Annotated in this window: 14 protein-coding genes; 7 read left to right on the top strand and 7 right to left on the bottom strand. The window is 56.4% G+C overall.

What is annotated here, in order from left to right; genetic code table 11:
• Nucleotides 1-8: 8 nt before the first annotated feature.
• The 7 genes from rapA (at nucleotide 9) to glgA (ending at nucleotide 10,979) form a co-directional block, all read left to right on the top strand.
• Complete coding sequence (rapA, locus tag ACR2TX_RS11110; RefSeq protein WP_434132153.1) at nucleotides 9-2,858, top strand: RNA polymerase-associated protein RapA; 2,850 nt, start codon at nucleotides 9-11, stop codon at nucleotides 2,856-2,858.
• A gap of 195 nt (nucleotides 2,859-3,053) precedes the next feature.
• Nucleotides 3,054-3,731 (top strand): TIGR00730 family Rossman fold protein, encoded by a 678-nt coding sequence (locus tag ACR2TX_RS11105; RefSeq protein ID WP_077730405.1) that lies wholly within the window; start codon nucleotides 3,054-3,056, stop codon nucleotides 3,729-3,731.
• A gap of 361 nt (nucleotides 3,732-4,092) precedes the next feature.
• Nucleotides 4,093-5,010 carry an NAD(P)-dependent methylenetetrahydromethanopterin dehydrogenase gene (locus ACR2TX_RS11100; protein WP_434111646.1) on the top strand — a complete coding sequence of 306 codons (918 nt, stop codon included), beginning with the start codon at nucleotides 4,093-4,095 and terminating at the stop codon, nucleotides 5,008-5,010.
• Between the two features lie 193 nt (nucleotides 5,011-5,203).
• Entirely contained in the window at nucleotides 5,204-5,659 is a 456-nt protein-coding gene (locus ACR2TX_RS11095; RefSeq protein WP_077730403.1) for a globin, read from the top strand.
• A gap of 48 nt (nucleotides 5,660-5,707) precedes the next feature.
• Nucleotides 5,708-6,613, top strand: a complete 906-nt coding sequence (locus ACR2TX_RS11090) for an NAD(P)-dependent methylenetetrahydromethanopterin dehydrogenase (protein WP_077730402.1) — start codon at nucleotides 5,708-5,710, stop codon at nucleotides 6,611-6,613.
• Between the two features lie 641 nt (nucleotides 6,614-7,254).
• Nucleotides 7,255-8,517 carry an alpha-amylase family glycosyl hydrolase gene (locus ACR2TX_RS11085; RefSeq protein WP_156879636.1) on the top strand — a complete coding sequence of 421 codons (1,263 nt, stop codon included), beginning with the start codon at nucleotides 7,255-7,257 and terminating at the stop codon, nucleotides 8,515-8,517.
• A gap of 509 nt (nucleotides 8,518-9,026) precedes the next feature.
• Nucleotides 9,027-10,979 carry a glycogen synthase GlgA gene (gene glgA, locus ACR2TX_RS11080; RefSeq protein WP_434132150.1) on the top strand — a complete coding sequence of 651 codons (1,953 nt, stop codon included), beginning with the start codon at nucleotides 9,027-9,029 and terminating at the stop codon, nucleotides 10,977-10,979.
• Between the two features lie 176 nt (nucleotides 10,980-11,155).
• Here the strand turns inward: glgA and argA are convergent, their stop codons facing one another.
• The 7 genes from argA to prsK form a co-directional block, all read right to left on the bottom strand.
• Nucleotides 11,156-12,496 carry an amino-acid N-acetyltransferase gene (gene argA, locus ACR2TX_RS11075; RefSeq protein WP_434132147.1) on the bottom strand — a complete coding sequence of 447 codons (1,341 nt, stop codon included), beginning with the start codon at nucleotides 12,494-12,496 and terminating at the stop codon, nucleotides 11,156-11,158.
• Nucleotides 12,497-12,503: 7 nt separating this feature from the next.
• The gene (gene argE / locus ACR2TX_RS11070; RefSeq protein WP_434132144.1) at nucleotides 12,504-13,670 is read right to left on the bottom strand and encodes an acetylornithine deacetylase; all 1,167 of its coding nucleotides are present in this window, start codon (nucleotides 13,668-13,670) and stop codon (nucleotides 12,504-12,506) included.
• Nucleotides 13,671-13,674: 4 nt separating this feature from the next.
• Complete coding sequence (gene ilvD / locus ACR2TX_RS11065) at nucleotides 13,675-15,372, bottom strand: dihydroxy-acid dehydratase (protein ID WP_434132141.1); 1,698 nt, start codon at nucleotides 15,370-15,372, stop codon at nucleotides 13,675-13,677.
• A gap of 193 nt (nucleotides 15,373-15,565) precedes the next feature.
• Entirely contained in the window at nucleotides 15,566-16,258 is a 693-nt protein-coding gene (locus tag ACR2TX_RS11060) for a TIGR04211 family SH3 domain-containing protein (protein ID WP_133716720.1), read from the bottom strand.
• Nucleotides 16,259-16,448: 190 nt separating this feature from the next.
• Nucleotides 16,449-19,205 carry an XrtA/PEP-CTERM system TPR-repeat protein PrsT gene (prsT, locus tag ACR2TX_RS11055; RefSeq protein WP_086134979.1) on the bottom strand — a complete coding sequence of 919 codons (2,757 nt, stop codon included), beginning with the start codon at nucleotides 19,203-19,205 and terminating at the stop codon, nucleotides 16,449-16,451.
• A gap of 9 nt (nucleotides 19,206-19,214) precedes the next feature.
• Complete coding sequence (gene prsR, locus ACR2TX_RS11050) at nucleotides 19,215-20,567, bottom strand: PEP-CTERM-box response regulator transcription factor (RefSeq protein ID WP_205780766.1); 1,353 nt, start codon at nucleotides 20,565-20,567, stop codon at nucleotides 19,215-19,217.
• Nucleotides 20,564-22,669: an XrtA/PEP-CTERM system histidine kinase PrsK gene (gene prsK, locus ACR2TX_RS11045; RefSeq protein ID WP_077730394.1), complete on the bottom strand. Its 2,106-nt coding sequence runs from the start codon at nucleotides 22,667-22,669 to the stop codon at nucleotides 20,564-20,566. The genes prsR and prsK overlap by 4 nt, the downstream gene beginning before the upstream one ends.
• Nucleotides 22,670-22,716: the final 47 nt, after the last annotated feature.

Genomic DNA, 22,716 nt, shown 5'->3' with positions numbered 1-22,716 from the left:
AAATAACGTTGCCGACTTTCGTCCCTGGACAGCGCTGGATTAGCGAGACCGAGCCCGAGCTGGGCTTGGGCATCGTGTTGAACGTCGAAAACAACCGTGTGACTCTGCTCTTTATCGCCAGCAGCGAACGCCGCACTTATGCGGTCGACAACTCGCCGTTGACGCGGGTGAGATTTTCCAAGGGCGATTCCATCGAAAGCGCGGACGGCTGGAAACTCAAGGTTACGGAAGTACGGGAAAAAAATGGCCTGATCACGTACGAAGGCGTGACCGAGGACGGCACATCGCGAACCTTGGACGAAGTCGATCTCAACCATTTCATGCAGTTCAACAAGCCTCAGGATCGGCTTTTCACCGGCCAACTCGACCCTTCCGGGCTGTTTCGATTGCGCTATGAAACGCTGCGAAGAATCGGCCAACTCGAACAGTCTCCGGTGCGAGGCTTGTTCGGCGGGCGCACCAGCATCATTCCGCACCAGATCTACATCGCCCACGAAGTCGCTCATCGCCAGGCTCCGCGCGTATTGCTGGCCGACGAAGTCGGGCTCGGCAAAACCATCGAAGCCGGATTGATCACCCACCATCAGCTATTGACCGGACGCGCCGAGCGCATCCTCATCATCGTGCCGGAGCCCTTGCTGCATCAATGGCTGGTGGAGATGCTGAGGCGCTTCAATTTGCGCTTCGCCCTGTTCGACGAGGAACGTTTCTGGCAAGTCGAAGACGGCAATCCCTTTCTGAGCGAACAACTGGTACTGTGCAGCCTCGATTTCTTCATGGACGACGAGGAGCGCCAGGAAGCCGCGCTCGCCGCCGGGTGGGACATGTGCGTGGTCGACGAGGCGCACCACCTGCAATGGTCGGAACAGAAAGCCAGTCCGGAATATCAGTTCGTCGAGCAATTGGGCCGATCGGTGCCGAGCCTCCTGCTCTTGACGGCGACCCCGGAACAGCTCGGCAAGCGCAGCCATTTCGCCCGCTTGCGCCTGCTCGACCCCGATCGCTTCTACAGCTACGACCGGTTCCAATTCGAGGAAATGCAGTACGAATCGCTGGCCGACGTGATCAACCATCTGCTGGACGATCCGGAGCTGGACCGGGAGACCCTAAGCCAACTGAAATCCCTTATCTCGCAGGATCTGGCGGACGATTTACTGGACAGGCTGGACGATCCGGAACGCACGGAGAATGCGCGTCGCGAGCTGATTCAGCTCCTTCTGGACCGCCACGGCACGGGCCGGGTCCTGTTCCGCAATACCAGAGCCACGGTCAAGGGTTTTCCCGGGCGGGAGCTGATCGCTCATCCCCTGCCGCTGCCCGAGACCTACAGCCAGCTGCTGACCGAGACTCAACCCCAGATCGAGGACCTTCTGCACCCGGAAACCCTGTACGCCCGGTGTCGCAAGGATGACGCCGAGTGGTGGCGTCTGGACAGCCGGGTGGAGTGGCTGATCGAAACCATAAAGAATCTCAAGTCGGCCAAGGTGCTGGTAATTTGCGCAAAAGCCAAAACCGCGACCGATTTGGAGGACGCGCTTCGAGTCCGGGGCGTGCGCGCGGCGGTTTTCCACGAACAGATGAGCATCGTCGCCCGCGACCGGGCAGCGGCGTGGTTCGCCGATACCGAGAACGGCGCTCAGGCGCTGGTATGCTCGGAAATCGGCAGCGAAGGACGAAATTTTCAATTCGCCCATCATCTGGTGATGTTCGATTTGCCGCTCAACCCCGATCTGCTGGAGCAGCGAATCGGCCGCCTCGACCGCATTGGGCAGTCCGAAACCATTCGCATACACGTCGCGTATTTCGAGCGCAGCGCTCAAAGCGTCTTGTTCCGCTGGTATAACGAGGGACTGAATGCGTTCAGCCAGCCCAGCCCGGCGGGACTTCCCGTATTCGGCCGACTCGGAGGACAGCTTGCCGCCTTGTTGCAGGCGCCCGATCCCGAAGGCGAAATGAAACTTGTCGAGCGGGCTCGGAAGCTGGCCGATGCGATTCAGGAGGAATTGCATCAGGGCCGTGATCGGCTTCTGGAACTGAACTCGTGCCGCAGGGACGCCGCGGAGCGGCTGGTCCGGCTCATCGAAGAAACGGATCGCGAAAACGATCTCTGGCCTTATTTGGAAGATGTGTTCGACGCTTACGGGGTTGCCGTCGAGGAACATTCGGATCATTGCCACATCCTCAGGCCCGGCGAGCACATGCGCACCCAGTTCCCGGAATTGCCCGAAGACGGGGTGACGGTCACGCTGGACCGGAGTATCGGTCTGGCGCGAGAGGACATGCTGTTCCTGACTTGGGAGCACCCGATGGTTCGGGGCGCCATGGACCTCATCCTCAACAGCGAGCACGGCAACGCCGCGCTGAGTCTGGTCCGGAACCCCGAACTGGAGGCCGGGCAACTGCTGCTCGAAACCGTCTATCTGGTCGAATGCACCGCACCGAAGCGCTTGCAGATCGGCCGATTCTTTCCGCCCACGGTGCTGCGCTTCCTGTTCGACCAGGACGGCAACGATCTCAGTGTCCTACCCTTCGAAAGTCTTGCCGAACAGCCCCAGCAGTTCGATCGCGAACACGCGCTGGGACTGGTTAAAAGCCGACAAAAGCTCATCAATCGGTTAATCCAGAATGCCGAAAAGAAGGCGCGAGCGCAGATGCCCGGCGTCATCGGCGAAAGTGCAAAAAGAATGCTCGATACGATGACGACCGAGCTCAAGCGCCTTGCAGCCCTGCGGCGGGTCAATCCGAACGTGCGCCAGGAAGAGCTGGATCAGCTCAAGGAGAACGCCATCGAGATGAACAATTGCATCCAAGGAGCGCATTTGCGCTTGGATTCCGTACGCCTTCTGATCACGGTCTGAGGGCTTTGGCCGGATGCGCCGCTAATCAACGGAAAAAGCCTCCGCATTCGGCCTTCGCTCGGACCGAAACCTTCCATCGCGACAAGCACTTGCACGAAAATCCCGGCTGATGCCTGCTATGGGATATCGGTGAAATTTCGCCATTCGCTGCCATACTTCTAAAGCCCCATCCCTTTTCAATTCCAGGACAGGTTTATGATCGAAGATCTCAAAGGCAGCGAATCGTGGCGCATGTTCAGAATCATCAGCGAGTTCACCGAAGGCTTCGACAAGCTTTCCGACATTCGCTTTGCCGTATCGATTTTCGGCTCCACCCGCATCAAGCCGAGCAGCCCGTACTATCAGGCCGCACAAACCGTGGCCGAGGTTCTCGCGAGCCACGGCTACGCGATCATCAGCGGCGGCGGACTGGGCATCATGGAGGCTGCCAATAAAGGCGCCCGTCTCAAGAAAGCGCGCTCGATCGGACTCAACATCGCCGGCGAAGAGAAATCGAATTCTTATCAAAACCTCAGGCTGGAATTTCGCTACTTTTTCGTGCGTAAACTCATGTTCGTGAAACATTCCATGGGCTATGTCTGCTTTCCCGGCGGATTCAATACCCTGGACGAACTGTTCGAAGCGCTCACTCTGATGCAAACGCACAAAATCCATCCCGTGCCTTTGATTTTGTTCGGTTCGGATTATTGGAAAGGACTGATCGATTGGATCAATAACACGGTCCTCGCCAATCAACTGGTCGACAAAGCCGATTTGACCCAAATCTCGATTACTGACGATCCCCTGGAAGTCGTCGACATCATGAACAAGCACCGCGAATGGAAGCTCAAAAAGATTGTCGAGGCGACATCCGCCGCGTCTCCGGAAAGCTGACGCCAGCGTCGTTATCGCTCTTGCCGGTCATTTGTTTGCGCCCGAAAGAAATAGACCGAAACACCTGTTTTGCCGCTAACGACCTAAGCGTGGAACTGTCAACGGCGTTATCGCCGGAAATACGCCAAGGGGCAATTTTACGCGTCCTGCCCGCCCAGCCGCATAACCGTCGCCCGGACCGCAGCAGTACATGCGCAGTTGCTGAAATACCGCTAGCCCGCACCTCTTAGGCCCCATCGCCCGACGACGGTTTCCCGACGCCTGAACTGTGTTATGCTGGCGCGGCCAGTCCGCGCCCGTCTCGGCGAGACATTTAAGACCGAACCTTTGTCTCACTAAAAAAATTACAGAGGACCCACGCATGGAAAAACCGTTCATCTTGCATATGTTCACCCCCGAAAAGAATCTCAGCCCGTTCGACGTCAATATGGCTTTGGACGCCGGCTGGATTTCCGCCATTCCGTACCTCCATATCGAACTGGGCGAAGTCACCGCCCTCGTGCAAGATGCGATTTTCTCCAGAAGTCCGAGCGGCGTGAAACGAACCGGCATTTTCATCGGCGGAAGAGATGTAAAAATGGCCATGGACATGCTCCGCACCGCTCAGAAGTCCATGGTTCCGCCCTTCGTGATCTCCGTGTTTGCAGACCCTAGCGGCGCCTTCACCACGGCCGCAGCCATGGTCGCCATGGCGGAGCGGGAACTGGAAAAGCGCCATCAAACCAACTTGCAGGGCAAGAATGTACTCGCTTTGGGAGGCACGGGTCCGGTCGGACAGATTGCCGCGGTGTTGGCCGCCAAGGCCGGAGCCAACGTAAAAATCATCGGCCGCCAGCTGGAAAGAGCCCAGAAGATCGCGGAACTATGCAATGCCGAATTCGGTAACGGTCAAACCGATATTCAAGGCGATGCAGACGCCAACAAACCGGAGCTGATCAAAACCGCCGATGTGGTATTTGCTACCGCCGCAGCCGGAATTGAAGTGCTGAGCGCGGAATTGGTCGCCTCTGCTCCGCAACTCAAAGTCGCCGCCGATGTCAATGCGGTTCCGCCGTCGGGAATCGCCGGTCTCGGCCCTCACCACAAGGGCACGGAAATTGAGGGTTCCCGTAGCGGCGCCGTCGGCGTTGGAGCCTTGGCTATCGGTAACGTGAAATACCAAACCCAGCACAAACTGCTGAATATAATGCGCTTTCAGTTGCGACAATCGGATAAGCCGGTTTTCCTAGATTATAACGATGCTTTCGAAGTGGCTCGGGAATACGCAAAGAAGCTTTAAAGCGTCAAAGCAGAAATTCATTAATATGCTATTTCTTACTATGGATTCAATGGCCACATACTGAGTGGCCATTATCCGGTTGGTAATTAATTATTCGACCATCCGATGGCTAGGGACAATTATCGGGTTCGAGGGTATTTAATTATCCATATAAAAACAATAGTTAACTGGATCAGCCAAGAGGAGCATAATAATGAATAATACCGCCGAAGCCATTAAAATCACGGATGCCGATAATGATCGATTGCTCAAGGAAATGGTGGACAAAAGCTATACACGATGCCGACTAACCGGGACCTTTATAGATGACTTTTATAATGCCTTTATCGCAACATCGCCCAGAATTGCGGAAAAATTTCGGAAAGCCGACTGGGAAGCTCAGAGGCGTTTGCTGGATCACGGCATCAGGCATTTGATTCTGTTTTTTCACGAGCCTAGCCCCGTCACGGCGGAAAAGATGATTCAGCTCGGTGAATCCCATTCCAGAAGCAGACTTAATATAGAACCTGATCTTTATGATTTTTGGGTTTCTGCCCTGATATCGACCGTCGCCGAAAGCGATCCAAAATTCAATCCCGAACTCGAAGCAGCCTGGAAAACGGTTGTCGAGCGCGGCATTGCCGTCATGAAATCCATGCATGACGACTAAGCTACCTAAGACCAAGTATCTTTATTACTGACGTAGAGAAACCAACACATGTCCAAACGCAGTGTTTTATACATGCTCGATCCGATGCCCCATAACAGCCCGTTCGATATCAACATGGCGGTCGATGCGGATTTCGACATGATTATTCCGCTCAACAACGTAAAGCTCGAGGAAATCAACGGCCTTACGCAAGACGCCATCTTTTCGCGCGGACCGGAAGGCGTAAAAAGAACGGGCATGTTTATCGGCGGACGCGATATCGGTTTGGCCGTGAGTATGTTGGAAGCTACCCAAAAGGCCATGGTGCCGCCCTTCCAGTTTTCCGTCCTGGCCGACCCCAGCGGAGGTTTTACCACGGCGGCGGCTTTGGTCGCAGTGGCTGAAAAACAGCTCAAGGAGAAACACGGCATGGAGCTGAAAGGGTGCAATGCCGTGGTGTTCGGCGGCACCGGCCCGGTAGGCATAGCCACCGGGGTTATTGCCGCTTTGTGCGGAGCGGAAACGACGATCATCGATCACGCGTCGCTCGACAATGCACTGGAAAAGGCCGATACCTACGGGCGCCTGTTCCAAACTCGCCTGGAAGGCACATGTGCGGCATCCGAGGCCGACAAGGCCCACTTGCTTCACAAGGCGGATGTCGTGTTCTGCACGGCCAAGGCCGGAGTGCAGGTTCTAAAAGCCAGCGCCCTGGCGGAAGCGAACCAACTCAAGGTTGCGGCGGATGTGAACGCGGTTCCGCCATTGGGTATCGAGGGCGTCAAGCGGACCGATTTGGGCACTCCGCTCAAGCATGCAGTCAACTCTCCGGGTGCCGTCGGCATCGGTGCATTGGCGGTCGGCGATTACAAGTACAAGCTGCAACAGCATTTGCTCCGCTCGCTCCTGACCCAGGAAGAGCCCGTTTTTTACGATTTCCGCGAGGCATTCAAAATCGCCCGGACCATGGTCTGACGCGTCGGCTCCGCCGCTTTCCCGAAGTCGAGCAAACCGCCACAAGGGATGCCAATCGGCATCCCTTTTCTAAGCCGACATTCGAAAGTTATCGAAGCTTGTCCGACGTTCCTTTAGAGCGCGTTCATCTCGCTCATACGGCATAACGGGCTTGGCGGAAGTCGTTGGCGCTTTCGGCTAGGGTAAATCGACTCAAGTATTTGTAGGTCGGCAATCCTTTGCCGACGAACCCGTTGCCCTAACGGCGGCGTCGGGAAGGGCGGCTTCGGCGCTCCAATCGCAAACGGTCATCCCAGGAGCGCTGGGATGACCCTTCCAATCGCAAACGGCCTAGCCGGGAGCGCCGGCCAGCCCCTTCCCGAAGACGCCGTTTGCGATTGGAAGAGTCGCGACTATAGCGACGTTTGCGATTGGGAAGGGATTCCCGACCTACTCGCGAGTTCCCGTACGGTAGAGTAGATATGAAAATGCTTTAGTTTTTCCAAACCCGGCGACCGAAACCGCAGCAAAAGGGCTTCCGGGAAGTCCCGAGCCTGGGAGGGTGGATGAACCCCGCTGCGTTTACCGCGGTCTATTCGATATAGGGCCATCCGCCCCCGACCTAGATTATTTACCTCGCGCCGAGCAATTCTCCAAAACGCATGAAAATCTATAACCTCTTCCCGCGGCTCGCGGGTCCTTTGAATCGTTGGAAGCCGCATCTGGAAAGAGCGGCGGATATGGGATTCAACTGGATCTTCGTCAATCCCGTCCAGAAGCTCGGACGATCCCGCAGCCTTTATTCCATCAAGGACTATTTTCAAATCGATCCGTGGTTGCTGAATGCCCGCTCTTCCAAATCGCCGGAAGAACAACTGCGCGAGATCGCAAGTCAAGCCGAAAGCCTGGGGCTCGGCATGATCGTCGATTTGGTCATCAATCATTGTGCCTATGATTCGGCTTTGCTCAAGCAGCATCCGGAGTGGTTCGTCAAACAAGGCAGGCGCATCGCCCACCCGTTCTGTATGCATGAAGGAGAAAAGGTCGTCTGGCGCGATCTCGCGCAATTCGATCATCAGCATACGTCCGATCCGGAAGGTCTGTACCGTTACTGCCGCGAAATCGTCGAATACCTGGTCGGCCTGGGCTTTAAGGGACTGCGCTGCGATGCGGCTTACCAGTTACCCAGCCGTTTCTGGGCACGGCTCATCGAAGAAACCAAACGGGCGCACCCCGAAACCGTATTCCTGGCCGAGACCTTGGGCTGTAGTGCCGATCAAACCCGGGAAACCGCGCAAGCCGGTTTCGACTTTATCTTCAACAGCTCGAAATGGTGGGATTTTTCCGGCTCCTGGCTGATGGATCAATACCGGCTCACACGTGAAATCGTACCGTCCGTCAGTTTCCCCGAAAGCCACGATACGGCGCGCGCATTCGCGGAGTTCCAGCAGAATGTCGATGCGGTCAAACAGCGCTATTTCTTCTCGGCGCTGTTTTCCGCCGGTGTGATGATACCCATGGGATTCGAATTCGGCTTCCGAAAGCCGCTCCACGTCGTCGATACCACGCCTGATGACTGGGAAAAAACGGATATCGATTTGACCGGCTACATCAAACAGATCAATGGAATCAAGAGTCGGCATCAGATATTCGATGAGGAGAGCGCCACGCAAGTGCTCGACCATTCCAATCCGGAAATCTTGCTGATGCGAAAAACCGCCAGCCGGAAGCGTAGCGAGGCATTGATCATTATGAACAAGGACGCTTGGAATCGGCAGAATTTCTTCTCCGACAATCTGTACCATCTTGTTCAAAGCGAACCGCCGCTGTTCGATGTCTCGCCGGAATGGCCCCTGGATTACTTGCCGACGCCTTTCCAGTTCGAGCTGACACCGGGAATGGGACGGGTCCTGGTAACGCAGTGACGCTCTCTGCCCGCATCGAAAGTGCAACCAAAGTAACGCAAAATGCGGGCTGACCGGTGGAGAGGCCGATCTTCGGCAATCATTCCATCCAATAATCCGTGGCCGTCATCACCCCGATTTCGCGACGCACAGGCCACCCGAGTAAATAGGCTAACTCCTAACTTGAGCCGACATGGCGTTTTTTTCGAAACCCTGGATCGCTTAAACTAGCCTTGTCGAGTTCATGTTAGGCAACCGGACGCAACCTCATGACCCAAAAGACCCCGCCTCAAGATAAGAAAGTAAACGCTTCCGAGTCCCAAAAAGGAAAACCCGGAAAAGCCATGGAGAAGCCCGCGACAAAGGAAAAATCCCAAGCCAAGGCCACTCGATCCAAAGCTGCAAACGCGCGTTCGCCGTCGGAGACCTCCGTTGTTCGCGCGAAGCCTTCTACGAGGTCCAAGACTCCGGCATCCGAGAAAGCAGTTCGCCACGAGCCGGAGAAAGAAACCGTTTCCCTCGCGGCAGCCATGGCGCCGGCCGAAAAAATCGCGCCCAAAGCTTCAGGGAAAAAGCCGGAAAAAGCCGAACCGGAAGTGAAGCTGGTTAGCGCGAAGCTCGGTCGGGCGGATCAAAAGAAGCCGGTCGGACTCGCTTCAGCCGAATCTCCCGCGAAAGTTACGGAAGCTGAGGCATGGTCACGACATTCAAAGAAATCAGAGGACTCTGACGAAATACCGCCCGCTCCGATTTCTGCCGCCGATTCGCTGTCAGCACCTGAGCCGATAGCCCCCGAACGCCTAGAGACTGCGGAGCTATTGCCCTCAGAGACAGCTAGTGCAATTCCGGCTCCGACGCCGACGCCAGAAGAGTTCCGTCCCTTGGAGAAAATGCCCCCGCCCGAACCGGAATCCGTGCCGGTGGAACCGGAACCGCGATCAGCGTCGCAGGCTCAGCTCGCGCCTGAACCCGAACCGATGCCACACCAGCCTGTTTCAGCGATTCCGTCGATGTTTATCGTTCAGATCACGCCCGAGCTCGCGCCCGTCGCCAAAGTCGGCGGCCTCGCCGATGTCGTGTTCGGACTCGGCAACGAACTGGAAATCCGCGGCAATCACGTCGAAATCATACTGCCCAAATACGATTGCCTACGTTACGACCATATCTGGGGCCTGTGCGAAACCTACAAAGACTTGTGGGTGCCCTGGTACGGCGGCGCCATTCATTGCACCGTCTATTTCGGATTCGTGCATGGCCGCAAGTGCTTCTTCATCGAGCCGCATTCCAGCGACAATTTCTTCAACCGCGGCTGCATTTACGGCTTCAACGACGACGTTCTGCGCTTCGCGTTCTTCACGCGGGCGGCCATGGAGTTTCTCTGGAAATCCGGCAAGAATCCCGACATCATTCATTGCCATGACTGGCAGACGGCGCTGGCGCCGGTGTTTCTGTTCGAGATCTATAAATTCCTCGGCATGACCCACCCGCGGGTGTGCTTCACCATCCACAATTTCAAGCACCAGGGAGTCACCGGCGCGCAAGTGCTCCACGCGACCGGCCTCAACCGGCCCGAATACTATTTCCATTACGACCGGCTGCGGGACAATTTCAATCCCCATGCGATCAATCTGATGAAAGCCGGCGTGGTCTATTCCAACTTCGTGACGACCGTTTCCCCGCGCCATGCCAACGAAGCCAAGGACCAGGGCCAGGGTTTCGGCCTTGAACCCACGCTGCATATCCACCACGTAAAATACGGCGGCGTCGTCAACGGCATCGATTACAACGTGTGGAATCCGGAAATCGACCATCATATCGCGCAGCGCTACGGCGTCGACAACATCGAGGAAAAATACAAGAACAAGAAGGCGCTGCGAGACCGCCTGATGATCGCCGACAACGAAAAACCGATCGTCGCCTTCGTCGGCCGGCTGGACCCCCAGAAAGGGCTGGAACTCATCCGCCACGCCATTTTTTATACGTTGCACCGGCGCGGCCAGTTCGTGCTGCTGGGCTCCAGTCCGGACGGACAGATCAACAGCTATTTCTGGAGCCTGAAACACCAACTGAACGATAACCCGGATTGTCACATCGAAATCGGCTTCAACGAGGAACTGTCGCATCTCATCTACGCCGGCGCGGATATCATGCTGGTGCCGAGCCAGTTCGAACCCTGCGGTCTCACCCAGCTGATCGCCATGCGCTACGGCACCGTGCCCGTGGTGCGGGAAGTCGGCGGCCTGGCGGACACGGTATTCGACAAGGATTATTCGTACAAACCGCTGAACGAGCGCAACGGCTATGTGTTCAGGGATTACGATTACAGCGGGCTGGAATCGGCGCTCGGACGGGCGTTGAGCTGTTACTACGACTATCCCGATCACTTCCGGGAACTGATGAAGAACGCCATGCGCTACGATTTCTCGTGGAAGAATCCGGGACAGGATTACCTCAATATCTACGACCTCATCCGCGAGAAATAAGACTCGCTCGGCAAGACCCGGACGATTATTAACCCGGCCTATAAATATAGGCCGGGTTAATCCGGGGCAGGGTTTTCTTAGCGCGGCGACAAGCCGCGTGAGCCCAGGCCGGGCGTGTACCGGCCTGGGCGGCGGCCCGAAATACCAGGAGGGTATTTACGGGTCTGATTAATAACTCAAGATCGCGAAAGCTCGAGCGGCTTGATCAATACCTTGGAGGCGCGTTGGAGGCTATAAGATGCCCGACGCGCCTCGGGCAAATCGGCAGTGTTCGCCGGTTCGAAACCGCGTTCCCGGAACCAGTGCGCCGTTTGAGTGGTTAGCGCGAATAGCCGATTCAGATGCAGGGTGCGGGCCTTCGCCTCCAGATATTCGAGCAAACGCTCGCCCCGCTTTTCGCCGCGGTAGTCGTCATGGAGCGCGAGGCAGGCCAATTCTCCCATCCGTTCTTCCCGGAACACATGCAACGCGGCGCAGCCGATAATCAGTCCGTCCCGCTCGATCACCACGAAATCGTGGATATCGGTTTCCAGCCGTTCGCGGGAGCGCGGCACCAGTACGCCGGCTTGCTCGAGCGGCGCGATAAGATCGAGTACCCCCGCAACGTCCTGAACCTTCGCCGGGCGCATGGTTTCGAACGGCGTTCGGCTAATCAGCGTTCCGATACCGTCTCGGGTGAACAATTCGAGCAGTACTCCGCCATCGATGTGGCGATCGAGCAAGTGAGCGCGCTGTACACCTTCGCGACACGCCCTGACCGCAGCTTTGAGGTGCGGAATAACCTCCTTGTTCGCTAAGGCGCTTTCGTCTTTCAGCAATTCCTCGGCCTCGCCGGTGGTAAGCTGCCGAATCAGCTTCCCGTCGGAACTGGAGATGCAGTCTTGTTCCGTCAACAGCAGCAGCTTGTCGGCCCTGAGGGCGATGGCGGCCGATGTCGCGACCTGTTCGGCATTGAGGTTGAACACCTCGCCGGTGGGCGAGTAACCGATCGCGGAGAGCAACACGATATCGCCCCGGTCCAGTGCTCCGCGAATCCCGTCGACATCGATGCGCCTCACTTCTCCGGTGTTCTGGAAATCCACGCCATCCCGAACGCCCACCGGCTTTGCCGCGACGAAATTGCCCGAGGCTACCCGGATACGCACACCGGCCATCGGCGAATTGGCTAGGCCTTGCGACAACAATGCCTCGATTTCCACCCGAACCGTTCCCGCAGCCTCCTTGACGCATTCGAGCGCCGTTTTATCGGTGATGCGAAGCCCTTGATGATAATTCGCCTCGACGCCACGGAATCTCAGACGGGCGTCGATTTGGGGGCGAATCCCGTGCACCAGAACCAGGCGCACGCCCAGTCCGTTGAGCATGGCGAAATCGTGGATCGCGTTCGGGAATCCGCTATCGGCAACGGCTTCCCCGCCGAACGACACGACGAAGGTTTTTCCCCTATGAGCATGGATGTAGGGCGAAGAATCGCGAAACCAGCGAACGAAAACGTCGGGAGAAGTCGATGAAGGCATTTTCCGCTCAAGCCTCGGGCCGGATGCAAAACCGTTCGATCAAACGGCTCAGGATATCGGTTCCTGCACGGATATGAGTCATCGGAAGATACTCGTCGGGTTGATGGGCCTGTTCGATATGGCCCGGCCCCATGACGACGGTTTGCAGCCCGAGCCGTTTCAGAAACGGGGCCTCGGTGCCAAACGCGACGGCACCGGAATCGTAGCCGCTCAATTCCTCGCAACACCGGACGATTTCCCCGTTGGCATCGCTCTCGAACGGCGGCAATCCCTCGAACATGCGGCGGATTTCGAGGGAAAGCCCATTGGCTTGGGCCAATACCGGCTCCAGCCGTTTTACCAGCTTCTCGTGCAAATCCTCGAGCTCCATTCCCGGCAACGGGCGAATGTCGATCTGGGTTTCGCAGTGCGCGCAAATGCGGTTGGGATTGTCTCCGCCGTGGATAGAACCGAGATTCAGCGTCGGATAATCCACTTTGAACGCCGGATTGCGGTGCCGAGCCCTGAGCTCGGCACGGAAAGCCAGCAATTCCGACAGTACGGCGTGCATGCCATCGATCGCGTTCGCGCCCAAGGAGGGATCGCTCGAATGCCCGGCCTTTCCCCTCACCACGATGGATTCGAGCATGACGCCCTTGTGCATGCGGATCGGCTTGAGACCGGTAGGCTCCCCAATGACGGCGTAACGCCCGAGTTTCACCTTGTCCGCTACCAGGGATTTCACTCCCGACATCGAACTTTCTTCGTCGGCGGTCGCGAGAATGACCAAAGGGTGCCGAAAGTCCTTGGCTTCGAAGCGGTTTGCCGCCTCCAAGGCCAGCGCAAAGAAGGATTTCATGTCGGCGCTGCCGAGGCCATAAATACGACCATCCTTCTCCACGGCCTTGAAAGGGTCCGAAGACCATAATTCGGGATCGCAGGGAACTGTATCGGTATGGCCTGACAGCACTAGTCCGGTGGGATCCTCGCGACTGCCCAGGGTTGCGATCAGATTGGCTTTGCGATCGCCGATAGCACGGATTTCGACAGAAAAGCCCAGTCCGTCCAGCCACTCCGCCAAAAGATGGATGACCGCAAGATTGCTTTGGTCGTAATGGGGATCGGTGCAACTGACCGAGGGGCGCTCGATGAGCGCCTCGATCATTTCGAGCGTTTCCGGAATGGCCCGGTTCACGACCTTAGATGTCCTCCAGATTCATATCGGTTACCGCGCCTTGGGAGGCGGACGATACGAGCTTGGCGTACTTGGCGAGCACCCCTTTGGTATAGCGCGGCTTGGGCTGGCGCCACTCCGCGAGCCGCGAGCGGATTTCGTCCTCGCCGAGGTGCAATGTGATTTCGCGCCTTTCGGCGTCGATGGTAATGGTGTCGCCGTTACGAACGATCGCCAGAGGGCCGCCCGCATAGGCCTCGGGCGTAATGTGACCGACGACGAAACCGTGGGTGCCGCCGGAAAACCGCCCGTCGGTGATGAGCGCCACATCCTTGGCCAAGCCTTTGCCCATGACGGCGGAAGTAGGCGAAAGCATTTCGCGCATGCCGGGACCGCCCTTGGGTCCTTCGTAGCGTATGACGATGGCATCGCCTTTCTGGACCGTCCCATCGAGAATCGCCTTCAGGGCCAATTCTTCGCAATCGAATACCCGCGCCCGTCCGGTGAAGGACAACCCTTCCTTTCCGGTAATCTTGGCAACGGCGCCCTCGGGCGCGAGATTGCCTTTCAGAACCACCAAATGGCTGTCTTTTTTGATCGGGCTGCCAAGAGAACGTATGATCTCCTGCCCATCGGGGTAAGGCCGCACATCGGCCAAGTTTTCGGCGAGCGTCCTGCCGGTGACGGTGAGGCAGTCACCGTGCAAAAGTCCCGCGTCCAGCAACATCTTCATCAAAGGTAAGATGCCGCCGATTTCGATCAGTTCCGCCATGGCGTAGCGTCCGCTCGGCTTGAGATCGGCCAGCATGGGTACTTTCTCGCCGATGCGGGTGAAATCGTCCAGCGTCAGATCGACGCCGCAGGCGTTGGCCATGGCCAAGAGGTGCAACACCGCGTTGGTGGACCCGCCCAACGCGATGACGACCGTAATGGCGTTCTCGAAAGCCGGTTTGCTCATGATGTCGCGGGGGCGGATGCCGAGTTCCAGGAGCTTGAGCACCTGCTGGCCGGCTCTTTCACAATCCGATTGTTTGTCCGGCGAAACCGCCGCCTGGGCGGAGCTGCCTGGAAGACTCATGCCCAGCGCCTCGATGGCCGAAGCCATGGTGTTTGCGGTGTACATGCCGCCGCACGAGCCCGCGCCGGGAATGGCCTTGGCCTCGATCTCTTTCAATTGAGCGTCACCGATCTTGTCATTGGCGCGAGCACCGACCGCCTCGAATACCGACACAACGTCGAGTTTCTTATCGCCAAGACAGCCGGGCAGAATGGTGCCGCCGTAGACGAATACCGCGGGACGGTTGAGGCGCGCCAGCGCGATCAGGCAACCCGGCATATTCTTGTCGCAGCCGCCTATGGCCACGACACCGTCGAAGCCCTGACAGCCGACGACCGTCTCGATGGAATCGGCGATGACTTCTCGGGACACCAGCGAGTACTTCATGCCCTCCGTGCCCATCGAGATGCCGTCCGAAATGGTGATGGTATTGAAGATCACGGCCTTGCCGCCGCTTTGATCCACACCGCGGGCTGCGTCGTCCGCCAGACGGTTGATGTGCATATTGCACGGCGTCACCATGCTCCAGGTGGACGCGATGCCGATCTGGGGCTTTTTGAAATCGTCATCCGAAAAACCGACCGCGTGCAGCATGGCCCGGCTCGGCGCCCGTTCCATGCCGTCGACGACCTGGGATGAAAAGGAACGGGTTTCTTTATCGCTCATCAGTAATCTCCAACAACAGGACTTAGCCGATTTACGGCTTGTAACACAGTAACAAATCGACTGGCGGCTTAGAGGCCATTATGAACTTTCAAGGATAATCCGAAGAATCGAGCATTCGGCGCAAACGTGGGTAGTCTCGACAGGTTTGCCTGCTTCTGTAATTCAATCCGTTAAGCCGAAATCATTACAGGCGCTAGAACGAACCCCAAGCACTTTTCTTGCGCCAGCTCATGCGCGGCAGGACCACTCCGAGCACGATGCCCCCGAAAAGCACTCCGGCGCCGATCATAAACCAATCTTGACGATGATCCTCATCCAAAGCTTGCTTCTCCCGGCGAATCGTATCCAATTCCCGTTCAAGCTTGATAACGCTTTCCCGCAGCATATCGCGCTCGGCCTGGATTTGGAGAACATTGGCAGAGGCCTGACGTATCGCCATCAGTTCGGTGTTCAGGCGGGTAGTCTCTGCTTGAAGTTGTTGGGCTGTCTTATCGGTACTTTGTTTCCCTGATGTTACGGTAGACAGTTCACTTTTCAGCCGTTTGTTTTCTTCCAATGCTGTCTCGAGTTTTTTGGTCATTTCGTCCAGCTGGTTGATAGCGATTGGCTGATCAGAAAGATACCGACTGAGTATCCATCCCTCCTCACCGCTGTCCAACCGCACGAAGGAATAACCCGTCTGGGGATTTTTCTCGAGCACGTTAACCGCCGTGCCCGAAGGCACCATTCTTACAATCTTGTGTTGTAAGCTCTGACCCCGGCGCAACTGAACTTCCAATCTGTCGGTGACATAGGCCTTCTCGGCGGCGTAAATCGTGACAGGGGCAGAAAGAATAAGTACGAAGAGAATCGTTGTTAACGTATTTTTTTGCATCAGCAGAGCCACTTAACGTTCTAGCAATAGTTAAAGGGTGAGATTTGATTTCTCGCCACGACCGACCCTAGCATGAAAAGCCACAGCGCAGAAGAATTCTCTCGGGCAACATTCGGGCCGGCCCGTATCGCTCTCGCCCGGGCAACGCACATTCCGGCACCGAGAAAGTGTCGCGCTTTTTTTTACCCGCTCGGTTGCGACACTACATTCCCTTGAGCAGGATCTCGGCTTTTTCCCGTTCAGCAAAATTTTTCTTCTCCTTCAACAGGCGCTCCAGTTCCTTGCGTGCCTCGTCTTTCCGCCCAGACTTAGCCAAAGCCTCAGCCAAATGAATACGAATCTGCGCCACATGGGGTGCATGCACGGCAGCGTCCTGCAGTAAATTCAGGCCTTCTTTCTGTTTTCCGTTCTGGACGAAAATCCACCCGACCGTATCCATGACTTCCGGACGATTCTCGGATGCCGGGAGCAATTTTTCGGCTAAAGGCAAAGCCTTGTCGCTGCCCAATTCTTGATACAACCAGGCCAGGTTATTTTGGACGAGCGAGTTTTCCGGCTTCAGGCTTTGAGCTTTTTCGTAAGCCTCCACGGCTTCTTTCCGTCTCCCGGCCTCCTGATAAGCCATAGCTAGCATCATCCAGGACTCGACGTCGTCTTGGGACGATTGCAGCCAATGAGTCAGCCCGTCAAACGCCTCGGTATCCTGCCCCAAAGCATGGCGCGTCTGAAACAACCGCCGCGCCAAGGCCGAGTTCGGAGCCAATTGGAAAGCCTTTTCATAAGACGCGAGCGCTTCCTTGAACAGCTTCTGAGCGAACCGAATGTCGCCATCCATTTGGAAGCCCACAGCTAACTTCGGGTGCTTGGCCTTGATATCTTCCGCTATTTTTAATGCTTCTCGGTAATTCTTGTCCTGAAGGTTGAACTCCGCTTTAGCTAAGAGGGCCGGCATATAATCGGGAGCTTGCTTCAAAACACTTTCCCATTCGACCCTAGCCGCTTGCTTTTCGCCCTTTTTATACAGGACTTGGGCCAATTGATGGCGATATTCCGGATTCCCCGGAACCTTGCTCACCAATTTCTTAAACGTGGCGATGGCACTTGCTCCCTGGTCGTTGGCCGATTGAGCCAAGCCCAGACTTTGAAGCGCCAATGGGTGATCGGGATTATTGGCTTCGGCATCGCGAGCAACCTCCAACGCCTGCAAAGGCTTACCCTGTGCCAGGAAGTATCGGGACAGCAACACCGACGGCTGCAACACCTTTGGATTTCTTTCGCGGGCCTCCTTGAGATGTTTCTCCATATTTTGATAGTCCTTACGCATTTCGGCGATCTGAGCCAGACCGATGAGCGCCGCCAAGTTTTTCGGGTCGCGTTGGAGAATCTGTTGATAACGTTGGGACGCGGCATCATGGTTGTTGCCCCTGAGTTCAAGCTTCGCCAAATTAAGCGCGGCGGTAGCATAATCGGGATTGAGCTTCAATGCCGCCGTCCAGTGCTCGCGCGCCTTATCCGTATCGCCCTTGGACATATAGGCGGTGCCAAGCAAATTATCCGGCATTGGGTCGCCCGGCATCTTGCTCATCAGTTTTCGTGCCGCCTCGATCGCTTCATCCGGCTTCTTCTGCTGGATCAAGGCTAGGACCAACATGACGTCCGCTTGCAACAGGTTTTGATCCAGGTCGACGGCGGATTTGAGATCGACCACGGCCTGTTCCATTTGCCCGGACGCGATACGCCCTAGGGCCAACTGCGCTTTGACCGCCGCTACGTCGGGAGCGAGTTCGGAGGCTCGATCCAGATACTCCGTAGCTGAGTCGTATTGTTTGCCCTGGAGGTAAGCGCTGCCGAGAAGAGCGAGAAACTGTGGATCGTTGGATGCCTGATCCTCGACTCCCTTCAATAGTTCGATGGCGTCATGGGCGCGTCCCAATTTCATCCGTGTCGCGGCCAGCAGCTTTGCCGCAGGCAGATGCTTTGGAACGGCTCCGAGATATTGAGAAAGATTGTTCTCCGCGGACTCGTATTTCCCCTGTTGGTAAGCGATCGTGCCCAAAAGCAGCCTGCTGGGCGGATGATTCGGAAGCGCGTTGGTTACTTTGACGAGGGCGTCTTCGGCCTCTTGAAATTCCTTCTTCTGAAAGGCTATGACCGCATGAAGATACAGCGCCAACGGCACATCTCCCGCCGCTTTTCGAACCGCATCGACATCTTTTTGCGCATCGTCCGCCTTACCCGAGGCGAGATAAACCGTAGCCCGCCCGAGCCGTGCCCGTATGTCGAAAGGCTGGACCTCAAGCGCCCTGGTGAAGGCATCGGCCGCCCCGGTCAGGTCGCCATCCAGCCGCTTGGTTTCTCCCAAAATAATCCATCCGCTTACATTCTTGGGATCCTTGACAATGGACTGATTGGCGTATTCGATCGCCTTCTTGTACTGTTTTTGCTGCACCTCAAGCATGGCAAGTCCCAACAAGGCGTCGCTCGCCGTCGAGTCGAACTTCAGGGCTGCATCGAAGCTTTCCTTTGCCTGCTCCGGCTCCCGCAGGGCGATTTGAGCCAAACCACGAATGCCGTACACTTGAGCGCGAATCGTACCGGTCAAATCGTCTTCCGGCTTGATTTGGTCCAGAACGGCTTTCGGCTTGTCCTGCAACAGATAGGCCCGCGCCAGGGGAATGATCCACTTTTCTTTTGACGCCCCCAAGTCTCGGGCTTTTTCCAACTCTTTAACCGCCGACGGGCCATCAGCCAACTTGAGATACGACTCCCCGATCAATATGCGCGCGTCGGCATTTTCCGGGTCGCTCTGCAGCAAGTTTTTCAGCTGAATGACCGCCGCCTTAATCTCACCCTTTTGGATGTAATCCTGAGCCTGCTTGAGCAGGTCCACTTCGGCTCTCGCCCAGTCGTGACCGATGACCGACGTTAGCAGGATAAGCGCCTGAAGCGTGCGGGCCATATCAACCTCCTAAATCTTAAGATTGAATTTGCTCAAGAGTGCATAAAGCGTTGGGCGTGTAATCTCGAGGATTTCAGCCGCTTTGGTGACGTTTTCGCCGGCTTCGCTCAGGGCAGCGCAAATCGCTTGCCGTTCGGCCATGTCGCGAGCCTCCCGCAAACTCCATAAGCGCCGTTTGAATTCGCCCGGTGCAAGCTCCATATCCTTGGCATCAATGAGAGGACCCGAGGCCATCACCACCGCTCTCTTGACCTTATGCTCCAACTCCCGAACATTTCCGGGCCAATGATAGGTTTCCATGGCGGCCAGCGCTCCATCGCTGAAACCGAGGATGTTTGCACGACGCATTTGCTGCGCAAACTTGTCCAGGAAAGCGCGCGCCAAAACCGCCACATCTCCGGTTCTTTCCCTGAGCGGCGGAATGTTGATGATCATTTCGTTGATGCGGAAATAAAGGTCTTCTCGAAACTTCCCTTCACTGATCAGCTTCGAGAGATTTTGGTGGGTGGCGCAAATCAAGCGCACATCGACTTTGATCGGCTGCCGTCCTCCGACCCGCTCGACGACCCGTTCCTGCAGCACGCGCAAGAGCTTCGGTTGTAGCGATAGAGGGATATCGCCGATTTCATCGAGAAAAAAGGTTCCGCCGTCGGCCAATTCGAACTTGCCCTTGGTTTGTTGAGTCGCGCCGGTATACGCCCCCTTCTCGAAACCGAACAGTTCGCTTTCCAATAAGCTATCCGGGATCGCAGCCGCATTGACGGCAACAAAAGGCTTTTTCGAACGCGGGCTCAACGCATGAAGCGCGCGTGCGAGTACCTCCTTGCCGGTACCGCTCTCACCCAACAGCAGCACAGTAATATCGGTCGGCGCCAGACGCTCGATCATGCGACAAACTTCGTGCATCTCGGGACTGGCCGCGATGACGCCTTCCAACGGGTTAGTGATGTGCATCCGCCGAAACTGCCGGTTTTCTTCCTCGAGGCTGTAAAGGCGAAATGCCCGCTCCACCACGAAAGACAAGGTTTCCGGATCGATCGGCTTTTGATAGAAGTCGTAAGCGCCGAGCCCGATGGACTTGACCGGATTGACTTGATCATCGTTACCGGTAATGACGATGACCTTGGTTGTCGGCGCGATGGACAGAATCTCGCTGAGCACCGCGAAACCCTCGCTCACGCCGCCCGGATCCGGGGGTAATCCGAGATCCAGCGTAACAACCGCCGGTTGATTACGCTTGACCGCCGCGATTGCGGATTCTCGGTCGTCCGCCATCAGAACTTTGTATTGCTCGAAGTTCCAGCGAAGTTGACTTTGTAGCCCAGGATCGTCTTCGACGATCAACAGAGTTTGCTCGCTCAAGCGGAATTCACCTCGTTTAAGGCAAGCTCGTCGGAATTGGAAACGACGGGAATCGAGAAGCTGAACAGCGTGCGCTTGCCCGGTTCGCTTGTCACGCTGAGTTCCCCACCCAAAGAACGTATATATTCGCGGCTCTCGTACGCACCGATGCCCATTCCGGTCACTCCCTTCGTGGTTTCGAAAGGCTTGAACAGGCGAGTACGGATAAACTCTTCGTCCATGCCTCGTCCATTGTCCTCGATTTCAACGGCAGCATGGCCGCTCTTACTCATCTTCATTCGAATATGCACCCGACCGTTCTTGCCGGCGGCATCCTGAGCGTTCTGGATAATATGCTCGAAAGAAGACGCCAGGCGGTCGCGATTGGCTCTAACCAGGATCGACTGCCTAAACATATCACACGTGGGAATTGGCGCCTGAGCCTTCCGCGACTCCAGCACCTCACGAACAAGCGCCCCGAGGTCAATCACCTTTTCCGACTGCGCTGAGCCGGAGTTTTTCAATTGGGACATCAGCCGGCTCATTTTCCCGACCGCATGATCCACCGTTTTGATGGCATCTCGCATAAATTCGGGATTGTTGTGATGTCGCTCCGCATTGCGCACCACCAAGCTTAGTTGCGCGATAAGGTTTTTCAAATCATGGATGATAAAAGCGGAAAGCCGGTTGAAACCTTCGAACTGTCGAGCTTCGGCCAGAGCCCGGCCGGCATCCTCGAGCGCCAGATAGCTTGCAGCCAACCGACTGGAGGTCTTCAATAGGTCTATGACTTCCCAATTCCAGTGTATCGGAGTACGAGGACGAGTCAGCAGCAACAGTCCCGACATACACCGTTTCTGCTGAAATAACGGCACCAGCAACCATGCGTCGGAAGCGGGTTCGAGCCATATAGGCCGGTTGAGTCCGTCATAAGCCTCCGGCATCGTCACCATCTCGGGCAAATTGACGATCCACTCCTTATCTTCCATGTAGCGAATTACCGCATCGCCCCCATCGACCAGAGGGACATCGAGCTCCGGTTCTCCGAAGCTCGCCCGCCAGACTAAATGCCCGTTCGATTCCCGGACCCAAAGCACACCGCTAGGACTCTCCACGGCTTGCCCCAAAGCCACGATTATGCGTTCTTCGAGCGCTAACCCGGAGCCGGTATCCGAGAGCATCGTAATGATTCGAAGCCACTCCTCCCGGTAATCGTAGGCATAGTTAAAGAAATTCTTGCTTAGAAAAACTCTCGTGCGGGCCCGCATCTGCCCCGAAAAAAGCAGCAATGCGAGCAACAAGAACGCCCCGACCAGGAAAACGATTTGCGCGACGGTTCCCCATTCCCCGCCGTAAATCTTGATGTAATATCCGGCAGTCGCCATGAGCAACAAATAAATGCCGGCCCCGAGCAGAGTCGCGGAATGAAAGACGACCTGACGGGAAACGAACACATCCACCGACCACTGCGGGTTACGGGCGGCAGAAACGATGAAGAGGGGAGGCAACAGGGCTGAGACAGCGCCGCGCGCCAGCCATAGATCTGGATTGATGCGCTGGAACAACAAGGCGTCCGAGTAAAGATAAAAGTCGTAGGCGAACATTCCTCCCAACGCGAAACAGAGGAATTTGATCCGCCACCGAAGATCGGTCCGGATATTGCGAAAATATTGTTCGACCAATACCAGACCGATCAAGGCCAAGCCGACGTGGCCGCAGAGCTGAAACGCAGGCTGAAAAACGTCCGGATAATATCGTTCCAACCCCGGAGAAATCCAGACATAAACCACCTGGAACCCTACCGCCAGATGAACGCCCCGATTGATGATTCTCGACGTTGTCGAATTCGAGTCGGCGCCGGCATCTTTAAGCGGGTTGAACAGCTTGCTGAGGAAGAGCAGCCAGACATAGGTGCGGACGATTTCGACCGACCAAACGACTGCCGCGGGGAAAAAGTGAAAGATTTCCTGTATCGCCAGAACGCCGGACCAGGCCGTGGTCACGAATGATGCCAGGACCAGCCAACGTCCGGTAACATTGCCGCGCCAGCTGACGAGCAATAACGCGCTTAAAAAAAGATAAGCGAAGAAACCTGCCAGATAGCTGGCGGCGCCGACAGTCATGCGTCCTCTGCGTTAAATAAGAATGTTCCGCGAATAAGCGTAGTCAG

This window comes from Methylocaldum sp. GT1BB, assembly GCF_051027545.1.
Classification (GTDB): Bacteria; Pseudomonadota; Gammaproteobacteria; order Methylococcales; family Methylococcaceae; genus Methylocaldum.
This window is presented reverse-complemented; position numbering and strand designations above follow the sequence as displayed.

Excerpts from the sequence above, each read along its gene's own strand:
- ACR2TX_RS11085 (WP_156879636.1), top strand. The coding sequence starts at position 7,255 with ATGAAAATCTATAACCTCTTCCCGCGGCTCGCGGGTCCTTTGAATCGT.
- ACR2TX_RS11095 (WP_077730403.1), top strand. The coding sequence starts at position 5,204 with ATGAATAATACCGCCGAAGCCATTAAAATCACGGATGCCGATAATGAT.
- glgA (WP_434132150.1), top strand. The coding sequence starts at position 9,027 with ATGGCGCCGGCCGAAAAAATCGCGCCCAAAGCTTCAGGGAAAAAGCCG.
- ACR2TX_RS11105 (WP_077730405.1), top strand. The coding sequence starts at position 3,054 with ATGATCGAAGATCTCAAAGGCAGCGAATCGTGGCGCATGTTCAGAATC.
- ACR2TX_RS11090 (WP_077730402.1), top strand. The coding sequence starts at position 5,708 with ATGTCCAAACGCAGTGTTTTATACATGCTCGATCCGATGCCCCATAAC.
- ACR2TX_RS11100 (WP_434111646.1), top strand. The coding sequence starts at position 4,093 with ATGGAAAAACCGTTCATCTTGCATATGTTCACCCCCGAAAAGAATCTC.
- ilvD (WP_434132141.1), bottom strand. The coding sequence starts at position 15,372 with ATGAGCGATAAAGAAACCCGTTCCTTTTCATCCCAGGTCGTCGACGGC.
- argA (WP_434132147.1), bottom strand. The coding sequence starts at position 12,496 with ATGCCTTCATCGACTTCTCCCGACGTTTTCGTTCGCTGGTTTCGCGAT.
- prsT (WP_086134979.1), bottom strand. The coding sequence starts at position 19,205 with ATGGCCCGCACGCTTCAGGCGCTTATCCTGCTAACGTCGGTCATCGGT.
- prsK (WP_077730394.1), bottom strand. The coding sequence starts at position 22,669 with ATGACTGTCGGCGCCGCCAGCTATCTGGCAGGTTTCTTCGCTTATCTT.